Here is a 17,163-nt window from a genome sequence, read left to right as displayed (position 1 = left end):
CCTGATAAATTCATCAGAGTTATTACAATGGTTTGCAGTGTATTTTGAGCGGGAGAGGATTACTTGTCAAAAACTCCGAGTTTTTTGCTGAAAACTCCGCCTATTAACAAAACGAAAACAGAATCACATCTAAATAGACAAAATAATATACGTCTGTTGTTGTTTATTTTAACTAAATTGTTTCTTGTATTGGGATGGAGATACGCCTTGCAAACGAAAAAAGGTATGGCTGAATGTGCTTTGACTAGAAAAACCCGTTAAGTCGGCCACCTGACCTAAGGTCAAGTTGCCTCTTTTAATCAAAGACTTTGCCATGTCAACTCGTTTACCTAACACGTACTGATGAGGTGTTATGCCAATTTGCGCCTTGAACAAGCTATGAAACTGACTCTCACCTAAAAAAACACTACCTGCTAGTTGAGCCACTGAGATTTTCTGGCTTAAGTGCTGTTCGATATAACGATCAATGGCGTCAAGGTCGAAACGAGACTCTTTGTAAGGTGTTGAGAATTTTGACATATGCCTTTGCAATAAGGCGATCAGAGTGTCACTACAAGCTCGGCTAAGGAGAAGATCCTCTGGCCTTGATTGCATTTCATTCACCAACATATAGATGAGCTTTTGAATTTGGCTATCGAGCTGAAAGTAGGTTTCACCTCGATTAAGCTCATTGAGTTTTTGCAACATCAGTGGGTCTTCAGCGCTTGGAAATGGCATATTAAGCACTAAAATATCCGACTGCTCGACAACCCCACCAAAAGCATGACCTGAACCAGAGGTCACCACACAGCCTTGTCCTGGACCAACCATGTTCCCAAAGCCGCTAACCTCAAACTCAGCTTGCCCTTTTAACCCAATCACAATTTGGGTATAGCTATGATCATGGCAGTCCATGTGTGAGGGTAAGGTAACAAGCTCCGCTGGTTTGGGAGACACAGGTTTATTTAGTTCGCCAACAATAGGCCGAGATTTGAAACAGCTCATGAGACAGTTTTGACCTCAGATTGCATTAGCATGGCATGTTATAACAAAATCGACTTAATTCGAAATTTATCGATCCATTTGGGACCAACTACAATCAGAAAAGACCGCCGCAAAGCGATGCGTAACTAGCTTCGGAAGAATGATCAAGTGCACATAAATTACGGTTTATGTCACTTCTAGCAACTTTCTTTTTGCAGATACCCATTCTTCACTTGCATATTTCCCCAATCAACTCAAAATGATAGATAGCATCCAAGTTTTATATACGTTAAATTAGGGTAATCTGCATGAAGCTGGTTAATCTTTTTACAAGAGAAAGATGCAGGGTTGAAGTAAACTTGGAAGAGGCAGGAACACAAGGACTGTCATGAGTTTGTCTTTTTTTGGATTTTTACGTTGGTCAATAAACGTTAATTGTTGCAGGGAAATATGATAATACGTCGCATCCCAGCGCTTTTAATTGCGCTAAGCCCACTATGGGCATCAACTTCGATTTTTGCGGAAATGGTGGACTCTGCCGATCCTGTCGCAACTATCGATAGTAAATTGGAAAACAAACAAAGTGAGTTACAGGAGCTTGGTTCTGAATTCGAGGCTGAATCATCACGGTTGCAAACCCTTAGGGCAGAGCTAAGTAAGTTTCAACGTGAAGAGAATGAGCTGAACGCTAAACGGAATCGCGCCAAATCAGCGCTGGACAAACAGTATAGCCGCCTTTTAGATGATCCAGACGTTGACTTACTTTCTTTTCAACAAGAGTACCAAGAGGCTTGGGCTTCGGTAAAGAAGAATCAAACACAGATACTTGAACAAGAACAAAGTATTACTGAGCAAGAGATGCGCTTATCCCAGATCAAGCAAAAGCGTTCTAGGATTAACTCTGAATTGTCTTATCTCAAAGAACAGAAAGTTGAGGCGCGCGTCAAACGTCTTGATGCAGAGCTGCGAGAAAGTGATGTTTTGAACACCGCATTCAAAACAACCTGCTCGGCTACCATGACTCTAGGTGAATGTACTAATCAAGGTAAATACCTCACTAAACAACGTGCAGTTAATACGTTTAAGACAAAACTTCTCGACAGCTTGACCGAAGCCAATATCGCTAAGCAGAACATTAAAGGCGTCCAGCTGAATGTCTTTGTTCAAGAGAGCCAAATTATCCGTTCAGGCTTTGAAGGCAGCAATAGTTATTACACTGAAATGCAAGCCCAGCTTCAGGCTCGGCCAGAAGCCTCAGCTGCCTGTAAGCTACTCAATGTATCCTCACGTTATTGTCTCAATAGTGCCAGTGTTGCCAAAAAAGAAAAAACAACCACACAACAAAGCTGGGCAAACATTACGATTCGCTCGGATCAGTACGAAGACCGAGTAACAATCAATGGCGTCAATTACGGTAGTACCCCAATAGAAGTGGTTTTACCTAAAGGAAAACATCAGTTTACTGTCTCTAAAGATGGTTACCAGACATATAACCGTATGATTGCTATTGATGGCAATGATACTGTCTGGGTCAAGTTACGCCCAAATTCAGATATTTAACGCGCTTCTCTTTTTGAGTAGAAGGAAGCAGTACAACATTGACCAAAAACGCCATTTTGTCGTAAGTTATAAGGGAATAACTTACGAAAAAGTGGCGTTTTCGTTTAGAATAACTCCATAAGATTAAAAACAATTGTAGAAATAATAATGCGAACTGGTTTACCAACCTTCCTTCTTGCTTTGTCACCTTACTTTGTCTCTGCTGGTATTGCAGCTGAGGAAGCGCGCGACCCTATCGTAAAAATCGATCAGAAGCTATTCGACAAACATGAAGAACTAAAATCGGCAACAGAGCGCCGTGATGACAAACAAGCGCAATTTGACAGCCAGAAACAGTCTGTCGATCAGCTGACCAAATCGACTAAAGCTCTGGATGACAAATTTAAGCAAGCCAAAGCACAGCTTGAGGCGAATTATGCCCGTATGATTGACGACCCAACCGTGGACCTTGCTGCAAGTCAGAAAGCCTATCAGGACGCTTGGTCGACCGTTAAACAAAATCAGCAACAGCGTTTGTTTGAAGAACAGATACTGCAAGAACTTGAACATCAACTCAGTTTAACCAGCAATGAATTAGAGGCGATTTCCCAGGGTATTGACTCTTTGGAACAAAACAAATTGCACGCCCGAGCTGAACGCCTGCAAAGTGAGCTGACAGAAGCCCATTCTCTATCTGTAAGTTTCACTAATCGCTGTCAGGCGAATATGACCATTGCAGAATGTGACCGCCAAACTCGAGATCTTGCTTTACAAAAAGCAGTAAAACAGTTTCAATCTGAGCTCATCGCTAACACTAGCGAGTCAAAAGAAATTGAACCCAACGCTCACAAAATCCCTTTTAATATTCACGTATTGCGCTCTAAAGCTAAAGAGTCGGGTTTTTATGACGGTATACGCTATCGAAGCCTAATGGATGTCGAAATGCAAGCTAGGCCAACACAGAGCGCCGCATGTACACTACTTGGCATCAATAAAAAATACTGTTTCGAACCCGATAGTGCTGATGACAAGGGTAGCTCTGTCACCAACCAAGAAATCGCTTGGGTGACCTTGAACGTTCGCTCAAACTTATACGATGATAAAGTCACAATCGATGGGGTTAACTATGGCAGCACCCCTGTAGAAATTATGTTACCTGTAGGACAACACTCTATTTCAATTAGGAAAGAGGGTTACCAAAACTTCAACAAAGAATTGTCCATTAAAAGAGATCACAACCTTCGCGCCGTGTTAGTTGAAACGGAAAACCCGCTGCGTGAAGGAGATAAGTTTGCCGATTCTCTTGGTTCGGGTCATCAAGGTCCAGAAGTCTCTACCATTCTGCCTGGTCAGTATATGCTTGGTGAACATGGCTCCAAGCAGTTGAAAATCAAACAACCTTTCGGGTTTGGTACCACTCCTATCACTGTGAAGCAATTTGAAACCTTTGTTAACTCAACGAATTATCAAACCGATGCTGAGCTGAAAAATACCTGTACCGCTATCGTAAAAGGCGAAGTCACGCCAATTTCAAAAGGATATTGGCGCAACCCAGGTTTCAAACAAGCGGCTAACTCTCCAGTGGTTTGCGTAAGTAAGAACGACGCACAAGCTTACGCGCAATGGCTAAGTAGGAAAACCAATCATAGCTACAGGCTGCCAAGTGAAGATGAATGGGAAGTAGCGGCGAGAGCAGGATCTGAATCCAATTATTGGTGGGGCGATCATTTTGCTCCAAGTCAGGCTAATACAGGTTGGGGAGGCACACCATGGTCAAACAAAAGTACTTCTCCAGTCATGGCTTTCAAGCCCAATAAGCTGGGTATATACGACACCGTCGGAAACGTTTGGCAATGGACCAATGACGCTCGCGGTATTCTTAAAGGTGGGGCTTGGAACTTCTCTCCAGAAATGGCCGCCGCTCATGAGCAGCTTTCTCTATCTGACTCATCTGCGGCAAATTATGTAGGCTTTCGGGTATTACGTGAAATAAACTAACCTACGGACTTATCTAGAATTAAAAAACGCCGCATTTAGCGGCGTTTTTTAATAAAATACTAAGGAGCAAGTCTATCTATCTGCCAAGCTTTTTCTTGTTTAGAGAATAAAAACCTGTCGTGAAGACGGTGATCGCCTCCTTGCCAAAACTCAATAGATTCGACCTTTACCCTAAAACCACCCCAAAAACTCGGTACTGGTATTTCGCCATTGGCAAACTTCTGCTTGAGCTCAAGGAACTTGCCTTCGAGCACTCCTCGGGTTGATATGCGGCTACTTTGTTTACTGGCAATGGCCGCTAGCTGACTTTCCTTCGGTCTTGAAGAAAAGTATTTAATATTTTCTTTCACACTCAGTTTCTCCGCACAGCCAGTGACATGCACTTGACGCTCTAGCGTATGCCATGGGAAATGTAAGCTTACCCTAGAATTACCTTCTATTTGCTGAGCCTTACGACTGCCTAAATTAGTGTAAAAAACAAATCCCTCGTCATCGACATGTTTTAGTAAGACAATACGCTGAAATGGTTGACCCTGCTCATCAACCGTCGCTACCGTCATGGCTGTGGGATCCATTAAACCCGCATCAATGGCTTGCTGTAACCAAAAATTAAACTGATCGATAGGGTTTTGCTTTAAATCTTTTCTTCGCAAACCGCCCTTACTGTACTCACGACGGATATCTTCAAGTTCCATCTTATCTCCCGAAACATTTTTTGCCGATTGTGCTGTTATATATACAGAAAGACAAGGCAATAAACCACATCTTAATCACAATTTCGGCATGCTAATAATATTCTAAAAATTAAGAGTTCTTGGATAACATAAACCAGCCACTTAGGAATATAGAGAAAGTGTTCTACCCATGTTGTGAGTAAAACACTTTGATATTCCTGTATCGATTGCAACGTTATTTAGTGGTAGCGAGTACCAGGAAAGCCTTGGTGCAGGCCAGTTGAAATTACCTCATAACGATCTGACCTGAAATTTGGGAAAGGTGAAAATACCGCTCTGGGTAATCTTGGTAACTGAACCAAATAGCCTTTAGGCGCAGCGAGAAAGCCAACATTTATACCTGTTTTTTTCAACGCTTGTTCAAGCTTAGTTAAATAGAACCCCCCTCCCACATTGCAAGACTGAACCTTTAAAACCCCAACTTCTCGTAAACCGAGATCAAACAATTTCTTTGCAAGCTCAGTTGGTGAAAGTGATGCCTCCAATCCACTTTGATTACTGCAAATGGGACCGTAAGGATTACCATGAGCAACCACATCCAAACGATGATTAAACGTCAATGAGGATAGTTGACTTGAGCTAGCCTGAGGAAACATGCCATTTAGCAGATGGGATACAAGATCACCATCACTGGCCATGTTTCTTGAAGGGATACCATAACGACTCTTCACATTCTCACCATAATGTCGAAATAGTGATTCTGGTTGTCCTTTACCAAGAAGCAGTACGTGCCTAAAATCTCCGGACGATACCCAGTTGTTAAGACTATTAGCAGTTTGGTGTAACAACCAAGCTGCAGCGCCTGTACGAGCCACTTTATGTATACCTAGCGAACCCATTCCACCGAATAAAGCATAATCATCAGTGAAAGGAAAACGCCTGACCCTTTGCCAACTACCTTGAACATTTGCCACATAGTCAGTGCCCTCGATGGCATCTGTTCCAAGGTAGTGATGAAGACCTGGCTCCACTTCCGAGCCTATTGACGCTGGGCTACTTACTTTACTGATAGACAAGGCTTGGCTTTGCGGCAATACAGCACCAGGTCTTACTGTTTGTTGCGCCGCGAGTTCAACAAACTCGTCAGTGTAAACAGCGTCAGCTACTCTTGCGCCGGTAAACATAGTTCGGGAGAAAAGTAAGGCTTGGGCAGCTTCACCGAGTGCAAGTTCACCCAATAATTCGGGAGCAACGAGTGTGACTAAAGTGATAGCAGCGAAGGTCGGAAAGTTCCAGCGACTATGATGCTCTTGCTGCTTATGCTGACGGAAGTGGTTCACCACTGCCTCTCCAACCATGGAGTAGCCATATTTATGGCTAGGCAATTTAGAGACCTGCGCATGCCAATCTGTTAATGTTTGACGTTCATCTTGTCGTAAGGATGACCATCGGCTCAAAAGCGTGCTTTGCATCATAGCACCAACTCGTGCATATGGGTGAAACCCGTTTAGTGGCTGAGAAAACTCATCGTATGATGGCTTCCAATTTGCCGAAAACTGCTTTAATTCTTCGAGTAACACCAACTCTAATCTCTCTCTAAATTGACCTCCTGCTGAAAAGTTAGCGATCAAAAATTGACGAAGAGAGTCAGAGTATCGACTATTGGTTTTATCGGCTAACCTTCTGACGAGATCGGCTTCTCCATAACGCTCTAAACTTATGTTTAAAGCGATTGAGAACAGTGACAACCCAAGTGGATCATGTTCATAATATCTTTGCAGATACATGGCTTCGTCTTCAGCCATTGGGTAGAGTACTTCAAGTTCAGTCGCCAAGTTTGCTAAGAACATTTGCAACATATATTCAGACGGAAATAGCTCGTGGTGCGGCATATCCGGAGCTTGGGACATAACAAACAGGGTTGCTGCTTCACTGATGATCCCAACTTCTAGACTCGAAAGTCCATCGGTATTAAACGATTGATTGGCGACCTCTCTTAAACGAGTCATAAACAAGCTAGACATATATTCGGTGCCATGCTTTCTTTTTGCAACATTAAGTGCTTCAACCGCGCTTAATGCATGCTCTTGTGCGTCCCAATCAACCCACAGGCTCACTTTGTCACGCATAGTCTGATGATGATCGTATTGAGTAAATGTTGCGTCTGTTGCTCCCGTAGAAAAAGAAGCAGCGAGAATAGAAGATAATAATATTTTTTTCATATTTTTTGTTCTAGTGAAAAGTGAAAGTCAAATAGACAACCCACACTTAATATATTGGACGTAGTACATTGTTCTAATGACAAAGCACTACAAGAGTCGGCAAATCATTTGCTCGCATGAGTGGTATTAACGAGACAACCTATCGGTTGTTAAATGAGCACCAAATGTGATATCCGCATCTTGTAAAAAATAAGTAGCGCTATACAAACAAAACTTAAGAATGAGTTTAGAATTAAGATTTAGTACAACTACCTAAACACTTTATTAGAATGAAAATGATTAGGTAATCAAATCTTTAATTAAACAAAATGTTTACATGAAGTTAACACACTTGAAATGTATATCATTCTTAAACTGTCAAACAACCCGCATAACACTGTTATTTTTGTAAGACTTTTTCCACCCAAAATTAAAATTAAAAAGCCTTTTAAAATCATACTTTTAAAGTTTTTATAAATTCAGGTAAGAAAAATAATTCTTAGGTTTACTTTGACATGCAGTTAATATTAGTGAATTAAACCAGAAAATTTAATAACCATCACAAATATATTAGACTTAATTATTATTTTTGTATATTAAAAATGTGAACCCTACAATGGCTTATATCTTACAATTAGAACAGATAATGAACACCGAAACTTTCATTTAAATAAATCGATAGGAAAAAATGATGAACGATACCCTTAGTATGAGAGGTTAAATCGTAAAATAACTGCATTTTTTTCACTATCGCTGAGGTATTTTTGCCACTCCAATGAAATTTCTGTCTCATTAGAATACCCCGTATATTTATCTTTATTAAAAGAAGCTAACCAACCCACACCGGCACCGGTTTTCACTTGGTTATCGCTTTGTTCATCGACAATGTCAGCGCTCGCTTGTAGTAATCCATACAAACGTAAACGTTGGTGGTAATTCTGACTTACTCCCCATACAGGCCCAGATTCACCTCTGATGTACAACAATGATCTTTGATCGTAAAACTGATAAAACGCATCAAAGTACAAACTGTTTGACCAGCTTACTTGTGGAACCCCTCGCCAAGTTTTGCCCCAACCTAAGCCCGAAAATACATCCCCATTCACTCTTATGTAAGTGCTAGAATAGGAATCTTCGCCTAAATAATGGCGAACACCGGAAGAAAATGTCATGTCAAACCGTTGCAGAGGCCTCAATTTCAGTCCCAAATCAACTCCAGTAGAATCCCAAGATCCAGAGCTCAATACACTCACTTGCCCGGCTAGCGAAGGAAGGCTTTCAAAACCATAGCTCGCACTCACTTGATAAAACCCCTCACTATCAGGGTCATCAAATAGCCCCTGAAACGGGCTACTGCTTCCGGACTCTCCACTGAAAGAAAATTGCCAAGCTGAAGTCACGGCACGATTCTCAGCACGCAGCTGGTCAAGAAGTCGAGTATCTTTTTCAGGCATGGTAGTGAGCTGGTCAATAAGCACTTTATATTCATATTGCGCTTTGTCACCACAGCCAATATTTTTGTAGGCTTGAGCTAATTGGTGACGCGCTGATATTTTATCTTGACCATTTAACTGTGGGATAACAGATTCAAACAATCGAACTGAGTCTTTAGGACGATTTAAGAAGTAGGCATAAGCCAGTTCAGTAGCGATATAAACATCCTGCGGGTGAAGTTTATGTTGGTAGGAAAGGTAATCAGTCAGCTTTTGCTTGCTTCCTTGTAATTTATACAGCGCAATATATCGAGAAATAATCTGACGATCCGATTCAAATTTCTTTTCTACCATGTCGAGAATACCTTCGGCCGAAGTGAAATCCTTTATAGCTAAATAGATATCAGTACCGAGCAACCACCAGTCCAAGATATCTTGGTCATGACTTGCAGCCCACCTAAATTTGGCTTTTTCATACTGTTTAAGTTGGTAATAAGAGCTTGCAACTAAAAGCCGAACATAAGGTGATTGTATGTGTGGCCATTCGGGTAGTAATGCGTTAAGTACCTCTTGGTAACGCTGCTGCTGATAAAGCATCTGAGCTTTCGTCCCTATAATATCCAAGCGGGCTGAAAATGACTTCTGCATTAACAAGGCATTGTCGGTATACTCTAACGCTCTATCAACATTAGCAGGGTAGCTGCAAAACCCAAGGACTTGCCAAGCAAATGAGGTTTGAGGGTTTGAGAACGCGGCTTTGGCAAGGTCACATCCATCATATTGCTGCCAAAGCAATGCGTTATCAAATGAAGCGATATCTAGGTTCTTCAATTGCAGAGCAATCTCCGGGGTGCTTTGAATAGAGAGTGAGTAGTTGCTCAGCAATTTCTAGCCTAACCTTAGAAGGCAGAGAACTGACGGATAACAACTTCTCGTATTGTCTGATTAACTCAACCTCGGTAAGTGCCTTTTTCATTGATTCTAATAAGCTTTGAAGGTCAAACTGCCTGTTAGAACGACGATAAACCGCTTCCCACTCAAGCATTGAATGATTGAGTTGAGCATTTTTTTCATATGCCAATGCCAGAAGCCGCCTGCTGCTCAAAGAAAGGTAAGCGGTAGACGATAAGATATCTATTACCTTTTGATATTCTCCCTGATGGTATCTATTCCATGCAACCACTATCTTTTGCCTGTGAAGAAGCCCTGAATCATTAAAAGATGCGGCTTCAATCATGAAGGATAGGTTTAACTCTTCAGCTAAACTCAGCCATAGCTTGGGTGATTCGAATGAAGAACAAGATGACAATTGCTGCTTGGCTAACTCACGGTTACCAAGTCTTGCACTGATCAATGCGCTTTCAGTGCAAGAAGCATTAGACCTCTTTGTTTGATACGCACGGGCGAGCGGCCAGTTGCCGAGACTTATGGCAAGTTGAAGGGCGCGATCATAGTCGTTTGAAGATAAGCCATAACCTTGTTCCAACCATTTATACCAGTATAGAGCTTGGTCATACTCTTGATCATCAATCAAATCGAGAATCAATTGCCTGGTAAGCAGAAGCTTTGTCTCCCCATGGTCTGCTCCCGTCAGTAACGCCCTAGTCTCTTTTATTTTTTTACTCTTGATTAACGCAAGGCCAACGATATATTGCTCTCTGTCAGACAGCGCTCTCCTGCGTCTGATCTGAGACATGGTATCGATAACTTTCAAGTAGTTTTCACGCTTTAGCCATACTTCAGACTCATAAATAATGGCTTGATCTGGCTTAATATCAGAAGCTTGGGAGATACTCCAATCCAGTGCCAATGACTCAGAATTGTCTGCTAACCAGTAAAGACGATATAAGTATACCTGCCGCTTAGCTTCAGGCGGCAAATCACCCAGTAAGGCAACAAATTCAAAGTTAGTTAGGTGCAACTGCTGAACTGACATTTCACTTCTTAAACTCGTAAGCAACTTTACTCTTTCTTGCTCCGGCAATGCCTCTAATGTTTCCTCGGCTTCTGTGTACGCTTTTGCCCTAAGCTGCAACTTAAAGAGATAATGTAAAAAAGGTTGGTAGTTAGGCGCTATATTCAAAGCTCTTTTCACTTCAGCAATGGCTTCCACAAATCTCTGGCTGCGCTCAAAAGAAAAAGCCCTGTTCAAATAAGGAAAAGTACGAAAGTGAGTAGATTCACTTAAAGACGAAGCTATAAACGTGGTGCTGTCCTTTACTGCATCCAAAACTGGAGTAGTAAACAATGAGATAACTATTATAATTATTTTTATTAGGCGTATTTTCCTCATGATTATTTTCCTTATTTATTTATGAATTATTAATATCAGGAAAGTCATGTTTAGTTTTGTCCCATGATATTTTCATTATGTTATCTTTGGAAACAACAAGATATAAGGCTCTAATATTTGATAAGAAATTAATAACATTACCCCAAATTGTCCTAGGAATAGAAAAAAACGCACTTAACAATCCATAAAACCTTCGCACGAATATAAAACGATGTATAAGCCTGCTTATAAAAAACAAAATATTTGCATAACTAATATATATAAATAAAAAATAATCATCAAACATTGACAAAAAGAAGTAACTATCTTTAAAAATAATTTGATAAATGGATATACATGCTATCTGAAGAAATACTGCCATAGACAGAAATGAAACAGTATTTGATAAAACACAACGTCTATCTCGCCAAAGAAAGTAATTCATTTTCCAATTTTTTGACCACCCGATATTTTTCCAACCTTGAAATACAATGCCGATTATCCAGCGACTTTTCTGTCTAACTGCGGCGTTAAAAGAGCTAGGGAAGAACTCTCTAACACAAACAAGACTCGGGTTATCACTATCATCAGAGCCTTTAAGGCTGATATTTTTAGCCACAGAGCGGACAAATATTTCGCTCATTCCCCACTGTTTTAGCCTAACACTGATATCGTAATCTTCTGTTAACGATCGACAATCAAAAGGTTTTCCTCCGCCTGAGCGAGCCAGCCTCAACAATGCTCCACGACTTAAGCAAGTTCCTACTCCAGCGCTAGGAACATGACCCGTCATAGACATTCGAACTAAGAGATCTTTTTCGTGTAATTCAGAGAATTCATCAATATAATGTGAAGACGTAAATTGATACCACTTTCTTACGTATGGGTAGACAGGAATTTGTATTAAGTCATACTCTGGAAGATAAGCATTGAATAGGGAAAGCTCATACGAGTGGGTAACGTCTTCGGAATCATGCAAAATAAAACCTGAAAATTTTATCCCTTTTCTATTTTCTTCGAACAAGATGTAGTTGAATATATTATTCAAGCAATCTGCTTTACTTGTAGGTCCTGGTTTTTCACAGATAACATTGTGCACATTTTTATATTCAGTGCATACTTCCTCTATGCAACTCATAGTAGCTAAATCATTTGGATAAGTACCAACAAAGATATGAAAATTATCGTAATTACAGGAAGATGCTAGAAGAGATACCATTTTCTCAACCACACCATCCTCCTGCCAAGCAGGTATCATTATTGCCATATAACTTTGTTCTATGTTGGCCTTTACATTTATTTCTCTGTTTTTCTTTGAATTACCTCCTAATAATATCTCCTTCCAATAAATTACATCGATTAATAGGTCATCAAGTCCAAATAAAAAAAGAAATATAAGCAAAAATATAGCTATGTATTTAAGGGAATAAAGATAAAATAGAAAAAAATCAAAAACAGACATTTAGGCTCCTCATATAAATGAAGATAAAAATATAGTTTTTGATATAATTTATTATTATATTTCACACTAAGGGGACTATTTCATACTACTTTTATACTATATTTTCATCCACATGTATAAGATGTATTATTAACTTAGGATTTATATAACAATATCAAAAGCCATGAAATAATGGATAGTTTAAAAGTGCCAACTATAAATACAAAATAGGCATTCTTAAAAATTATGGTAAAAATGATGATTAATAAATATTTTAAAATTCTCTATTTTTTTTATCTCCATCAGGGATATTGTATCTTCGCAAAGTTAAATAACCATTATCTACCCGAATGGATAGAGAATTACTATTAAATCCGCCATAATACCTTCTTCTTACAATAAGTTCAGATATTGAGCTAGCATTGATAATTCTTCGCTCATATACTCTTTGCAAATACTTATACTTAGTCATAAAACTCTGTTGCTATCTTTCCAATAAAAACAAGTGTTAACCTAAAGGCTTTGCCCAGTCTACTGCCTTGGTGAATAAAGTTGGCCATAGGTGCTATGACACCATTCATAATCAGAATAACACTCCATAGCCTAGTTACAATATCATTAAGTAAGAAAACATACATAAATTTATGTGATTTGACTGTGAAATTTAATGCCATATTCTAGTAGTGAATAAAAAATGCTGTAAATATATAAATTAAATATTTAGTATAAATAAACTAAAGATAAAATGTTAATCAGATATTACCTAATGATGGCAATTTTATAATAAACTAACATCATCATATTGGTTAATATATTTCCCTATTCATACACATTTGTATCAGTAAAGGAAGGCATATGTCTGATCAAGATTACACTACATTACAGAAGTTCTCTGACCAACCTACATCGATAGCAGAAACAACCTTATCTGAAACTATTGGCTTGACTATGCATAACTTAGTGGCAAACCAGCAGCAATCTCAAGTAACGACTTCTGCATCGGTAACCAATGCATGTGCACGATTACTTGCTATCCCTCAAGCTTCTTCTCAAAAGGCTGGTTCTAGTGAAGAATTCGGTATTAGCGCACAACGTGAAAGAGAGAAAAAGAAAAAAAGCGGATTAGCTGGTTTCTTCTCACGTTCATAGCACTATTGGACATCTTGAATAGCGCATAAGCCTGATGGCCGATGAACAGAATAACTACATCGATCAAGCAACATCGATAGCTATTCAAGATGCTGTCGACAATATTCGTAATGTCACCGATATATGTAACACTGCTTCTGGCGTCGCTATGGCAAAACTGCTGGAGGGAGGCGACAAAGTAACATGCTTAACGACTATCGCAGAATCGAATCAATTGATAGCAAATGCGATTAAAAATTATGAAAAAATCGTGTCTTTATCTATCGAATGTCGTCAGAAAAACGCTGAAACATCAAGAGTAAATAAGCCAAAGAAGCGATTCCTTATTTTTTAATTAATCAATAAAGGTTAAAAATGGAAGAGAGTAAAAGTGGTACATATAGAGTTCATAGCCGTAAGTATAGATACCCCAACGGAAGAACAAAAAAGATAATATACAAGTATAAATCGGCTCCTAAAACAGACATACAGTTGGAAAAGGACGTTTTCCTTCTACTCGAGAAAGCCATAGATACCTATAAAAAGATGAGTAAACCTCGACAGCTAGAGTCCTTGTCACGGATGCTATCCAGACTAGAAATGCTAGATAACACGCCTCAAACTCCATTAACAAAAGCTAGAAAGGACTTTCTAGGCTCTAGTTAATCTATCAGATATGGCTCAATTCGACTAAGGTACTGCTAAAAATATCTAGCTAAGTTTTCTTGAACCGTGAGACCAAAATACCTTTCTCCCTTTTTCCCATGGGTACATAATTGTTCATATCCGTCTCCAACAACACATCATTCCTTTTGGGTTGCAGTGGGTAATCTCTTGGGTAATAGTATTGACTTTCTACAATAGACGATAGTGATAGATACCCCGTTTTTTCTATTGCTTTATGAAAGCAACGATATGCCCTGAAACAAGCCTTTAGCTTTCTACTCATTATCCTTACTCACTGATTTTCTTATAATAATTATAATTAACCTAATTTATTTTTTAGGTAAAAAGAATAGAAGGCTTATAAAATTTCAAAAATATATAAAAATGTTTTACAAAGATTTTCCGCATTAAATCATTTGCTATGTGCAACAAGAAACAGTGTTTTTCAAAGAGATAAATACGCTTCTCCCCTTGTATCATAAAGGCTGATACAAAAATTAATAAATCTAAATAGACTAGAGAGTCATACTTTTTTCATTTTTATTCATACCTTAAGTCACCACACAAATCCTTCCATAAAAATATAAATAGAATTTATAGGTAGTTGTAATATAAATTTGTTTTATTATGTGACTATATTCTTAATAAATTTAATAGTCATTATTTACCTAAAGTTAAGTTATTTGTCTCTATTATAGAGCAATGTTGCTAATTAATATGATGGTTACCGAATATAGCTATAGATAGGTGGTATAAAGAAATTATACGGCTAGTCATATAGCATTAAACATTCACCATGGATATTAAATATAGATAAGCATTCTAATTTACTATTTTTAAGGTAGGTAACAATGACACAACTTAACTTTCTTCATAATGTAAGCTTGACTGAAGATGATATTCTAATAAGAACTGCACAGATTTCAGATGTTGAAACTATAACTAATTATTATAAAAATAATAAAGATCATTTAGAAAAGTGGGAGCCAGAGCGTGATGATAATTTTTTCACTGTACAAGGTTGGTATCAAATCCTTTGTAAGTTTGATGAGCTGAACCGAAATGGATCATTAGTCTATTTCATAATTATAGATCCCCAATCCTCTGAGATGATTGGTAGTATATCTTTCAGTAATATTTTTCGTTTTCCTTTCCACTCTTGCAGATTAGGTTACTCACTAAGTGAGAAAGCTCAAGGAAAAGGGATCATGACCAAGGCATTAACTGCTGCTATTAACTATATGTTTAAAGTTCAGAACTTACATCGGATATCAGCTTATTTCATGCCAAAGAATAACAAAAGTAAAGCTGTACTCGAACGATTAGGGTTTAAATTTGAAGGCTTTGCCAAAGACTACTTACTCATCAATAAACAGTGGGAAGATCATGAACTAGTCTCTTTATTGAATCCAAATTGGATAAAACCACAGACTCGCTAATATAGATGTTCGCATTTTTCCCCTAAATGTCAATCCGACTAGAGTACTCAACTGCCAATGACTCTAGTTGGATAGTGTAAAACTACACGAATACAACTATAGTCTTATCGCACTGCATTGTAGAATTGCATTAGGACAAAGCCCTTTTTAGTACAATATAGTAGCTCACTTCCTTGAGCTACAATTCTGCATCATTTCCCAGAAAACCCATTAATTATATTTAATATGCTCAGTATTTTTTTTGATACCTGTTTTTCAAAAATTACTGCTGACTTTTCTATTGTTTTAATAAATGTTTCTACTCCCCAGCCTAATATTATACACAAGAATTGAACTGGAATACTTTCTAGACTTATAGATTTAGACATTAGAACAACAATAGGTGGCCATACAACAGAGTAAATTATATATTTATTTCTCTTTATTTTTGCACTGTTATAAGTCATGATACATCCGTTTAAAAGAAAGACTATACGCAACAGTACTGACATTAATGCAAATATATAAGGATTTATATATTCTTTAAATAAGTAATAACCTCTCGTATAGGTAAAGCTAATAAGATTTTCTTCATCAATTGTAACGGAAATAATATCTTTATGATGTAAATAAATCAATGTTAATATGAATGACATTAACAATATAAGGAACACTCTCAAGAACAAACTCAATAACTTATGAGACTCTACGGAAGCCATATAATACTTATCAGATATTTGCTCCATTGAATGATCTTTTGTAAGCGCTAGTAGCTTATCTCTTAAGGAAAAAAGGTCATCCACTTCTAAGTTATCGATATTCTCTATTTCTGCAAGATCAATATTTAGATCTTCTTTTTTTTCTAGAGTAAGAATTTCGCTATCAAATACAAACCAGAGTAGCTTTCTTATATCAGATACTATTAATTCTCTTATATCCATATTCCTCACTTACATAAAGTTACCCTACCATTCTAGATATATGAGGGACGGTTAAAAGTAAAAGCCAACACAAAATTATTAAGTCCAACCATCTAATATACATGTTACTACCTTATTTCATCATAATAATATAGCCACTATGTATAATGGCTATATCTTTACTTAATAAACAGATACTCTGTTTATTTACTCTGCTTAATTAACCTTTCTCAATGATTCCTTCAGCAGTACGACCTACAATTGAACCACCTACAGACATTAGTGCATTGAACCCTTGTATAGTCGCAGCATGCATAGTGATTTGGCCTTGCTGCTGAGCTGACGTTACATTATGTGCACCAGTACTTAGAGCATGAGAAGTCGAGATTAGTAAGTTACCCATCGCCATTGCTGGTGTTTCACCAACCACCTTAGTGTTCACCTGAGTTACTGAGTCTGTTACTTGTCCATTCACTTGGGTTGCTGTTTCTGACATAATATTTTTCCTCT

Annotated in this window: 13 protein-coding genes; 5 read left to right on the top strand and 8 right to left on the bottom strand. The window is 38.4% G+C overall.

Going from position 1 to position 17,163, the window contains the following annotated elements; genetic code table 11:
- Positions 1-168 precede the first annotated feature (168 nt).
- Positions 169-984 (bottom strand): AraC family transcriptional regulator, encoded by an 816-nt coding sequence (locus tag DPF90_RS05685; RefSeq protein ID WP_114785360.1) that lies wholly within the window; start codon positions 982-984, stop codon positions 169-171.
- Positions 985-1,413: 429 nt separating this feature from the next.
- Here DPF90_RS05685 and DPF90_RS05680 point away from each other — a divergent pair, with 429 nt between their 5' ends.
- Both DPF90_RS05680 and DPF90_RS05675 read left to right on the top strand, forming a co-directional pair.
- On the top strand, positions 1,414-2,523 hold the full coding sequence (locus DPF90_RS05680; protein ID WP_114785359.1) for a PEGA domain-containing protein: 1,110 nt from the start codon (positions 1,414-1,416) through the stop codon (positions 2,521-2,523).
- 147 nt (positions 2,524-2,670) lie between these two features.
- Complete coding sequence (locus tag DPF90_RS05675; protein WP_114785358.1) at positions 2,671-4,500, top strand: SUMF1/EgtB/PvdO family nonheme iron enzyme; 1,830 nt, start codon at positions 2,671-2,673, stop codon at positions 4,498-4,500.
- A gap of 59 nt (positions 4,501-4,559) precedes the next feature.
- Here DPF90_RS05675 and pdxH read toward each other — a convergent pair whose 3' ends face one another.
- From pdxH to DPF90_RS05650, 5 genes are all read right to left on the bottom strand, one after another.
- Positions 4,560-5,195, bottom strand: coding sequence for a pyridoxamine 5'-phosphate oxidase (gene pdxH / locus DPF90_RS05670; protein WP_114785357.1), 636 nt, complete (start codon positions 5,193-5,195; stop codon positions 4,560-4,562).
- Positions 5,196-5,413: 218 nt separating this feature from the next.
- On the bottom strand, positions 5,414-7,396 hold the full coding sequence (locus DPF90_RS05665; protein WP_240314471.1) for a hypothetical protein: 1,983 nt from the start codon (positions 7,394-7,396) through the stop codon (positions 5,414-5,416).
- A gap of 683 nt (positions 7,397-8,079) precedes the next feature.
- Positions 8,080-9,693, bottom strand: a complete 1,614-nt coding sequence (locus DPF90_RS05660; RefSeq protein WP_205395167.1) for an NfrA family protein — start codon at positions 9,691-9,693, stop codon at positions 8,080-8,082.
- A complete protein-coding gene (locus DPF90_RS05655) occupies positions 9,611-11,101 on the bottom strand; it encodes a tetratricopeptide repeat protein (protein ID WP_114785355.1) in 1,491 nt (496 codons plus the stop codon). The genes DPF90_RS05660 and DPF90_RS05655 overlap by 83 nt, the downstream gene beginning before the upstream one ends.
- A gap of 19 nt (positions 11,102-11,120) precedes the next feature.
- Positions 11,121-12,542 (bottom strand): glycosyl transferase family protein, encoded by a 1,422-nt coding sequence (locus DPF90_RS05650; RefSeq protein ID WP_114785354.1) that lies wholly within the window; start codon positions 12,540-12,542, stop codon positions 11,121-11,123.
- A gap of 834 nt (positions 12,543-13,376) precedes the next feature.
- On the opposite strand from DPF90_RS05650, the gene DPF90_RS05645 reads away from it, so the two are divergent.
- From DPF90_RS05645 to rimJ, 3 genes are all read left to right on the top strand, one after another.
- The gene (locus tag DPF90_RS05645; RefSeq protein ID WP_114785353.1) at positions 13,377-13,670 is read left to right on the top strand and encodes a RebB family R body protein; all 294 of its coding nucleotides are present in this window, start codon (positions 13,377-13,379) and stop codon (positions 13,668-13,670) included.
- Between the two features lie 34 nt (positions 13,671-13,704).
- Complete coding sequence (locus DPF90_RS05640; RefSeq protein WP_114785352.1) at positions 13,705-14,004, top strand: hypothetical protein; 300 nt, start codon at positions 13,705-13,707, stop codon at positions 14,002-14,004.
- Between the two features lie 1,162 nt (positions 14,005-15,166).
- A complete protein-coding gene (rimJ, locus tag DPF90_RS05630; protein WP_114785350.1) occupies positions 15,167-15,754 on the top strand; it encodes a ribosomal protein S5-alanine N-acetyltransferase in 588 nt (195 codons plus the stop codon).
- A gap of 191 nt (positions 15,755-15,945) precedes the next feature.
- Here rimJ and DPF90_RS05625 read toward each other — a convergent pair whose 3' ends face one another.
- Both DPF90_RS05625 and DPF90_RS05620 read right to left on the bottom strand, forming a co-directional pair.
- The gene (locus DPF90_RS05625) at positions 15,946-16,674 is read right to left on the bottom strand and encodes a hypothetical protein (RefSeq protein ID WP_162813992.1); all 729 of its coding nucleotides are present in this window, start codon (positions 16,672-16,674) and stop codon (positions 15,946-15,948) included.
- Between the two features lie 199 nt (positions 16,675-16,873).
- Positions 16,874-17,149 carry a RebB family R body protein gene (locus DPF90_RS05620; protein ID WP_114785348.1) on the bottom strand — a complete coding sequence of 92 codons (276 nt, stop codon included), beginning with the start codon at positions 17,147-17,149 and terminating at the stop codon, positions 16,874-16,876.
- Positions 17,150-17,163 lie beyond the last annotated feature (14 nt).

Origin of the sequence: Vibrio tetraodonis (genome assembly GCF_003350295.1) — a bacterium.
Taxonomy (GTDB): Bacteria; Pseudomonadota; Gammaproteobacteria; order Enterobacterales; family Vibrionaceae; genus Vibrio; species Vibrio tetraodonis.
The sequence above is the reverse complement of the archived record's forward strand: the minus strand, read 5'-3'. Positions and strand labels throughout refer to the sequence as shown.

What these genes read in the sequence shown, in the direction of transcription:
- DPF90_RS05685 (WP_114785360.1), bottom strand. Translation starts at nt 984, where the DNA reads ATGAGCTGTTTCAAATCTCGGCCTATTGTTGGCGAACTAAATAAACCT.
- DPF90_RS05680 (WP_114785359.1), top strand. Translation starts at nt 1,414, where the DNA reads ATGATAATACGTCGCATCCCAGCGCTTTTAATTGCGCTAAGCCCACTA.
- DPF90_RS05675 (WP_114785358.1), top strand. Translation starts at nt 2,671, where the DNA reads ATGCGAACTGGTTTACCAACCTTCCTTCTTGCTTTGTCACCTTACTTT.
- pdxH (WP_114785357.1), bottom strand. Translation starts at nt 5,195, where the DNA reads ATGGAACTTGAAGATATCCGTCGTGAGTACAGTAAGGGCGGTTTGCGA.
- DPF90_RS05665 (WP_240314471.1), bottom strand. Translation starts at nt 7,396, where the DNA reads ATGAAAAAAATATTATTATCTTCTATTCTCGCTGCTTCTTTTTCTACG.
- DPF90_RS05655 (WP_114785355.1), bottom strand. Translation starts at nt 11,101, where the DNA reads ATGAGGAAAATACGCCTAATAAAAATAATTATAATAGTTATCTCATTG.
- DPF90_RS05650 (WP_114785354.1), bottom strand. Translation starts at nt 12,542, where the DNA reads ATGTCTGTTTTTGATTTTTTTCTATTTTATCTTTATTCCCTTAAATAC.
- DPF90_RS05645 (WP_114785353.1), top strand. Translation starts at nt 13,377, where the DNA reads ATGTCTGATCAAGATTACACTACATTACAGAAGTTCTCTGACCAACCT.
- DPF90_RS05640 (WP_114785352.1), top strand. Translation starts at nt 13,705, where the DNA reads ATGGCCGATGAACAGAATAACTACATCGATCAAGCAACATCGATAGCT.
- rimJ (WP_114785350.1), top strand. Translation starts at nt 15,167, where the DNA reads ATGACACAACTTAACTTTCTTCATAATGTAAGCTTGACTGAAGATGAT.
- DPF90_RS05625 (WP_162813992.1), bottom strand. Translation starts at nt 16,674, where the DNA reads ATGGATATAAGAGAATTAATAGTATCTGATATAAGAAAGCTACTCTGG.
- DPF90_RS05620 (WP_114785348.1), bottom strand. Translation starts at nt 17,149, where the DNA reads ATGTCAGAAACAGCAACCCAAGTGAATGGACAAGTAACAGACTCAGTA.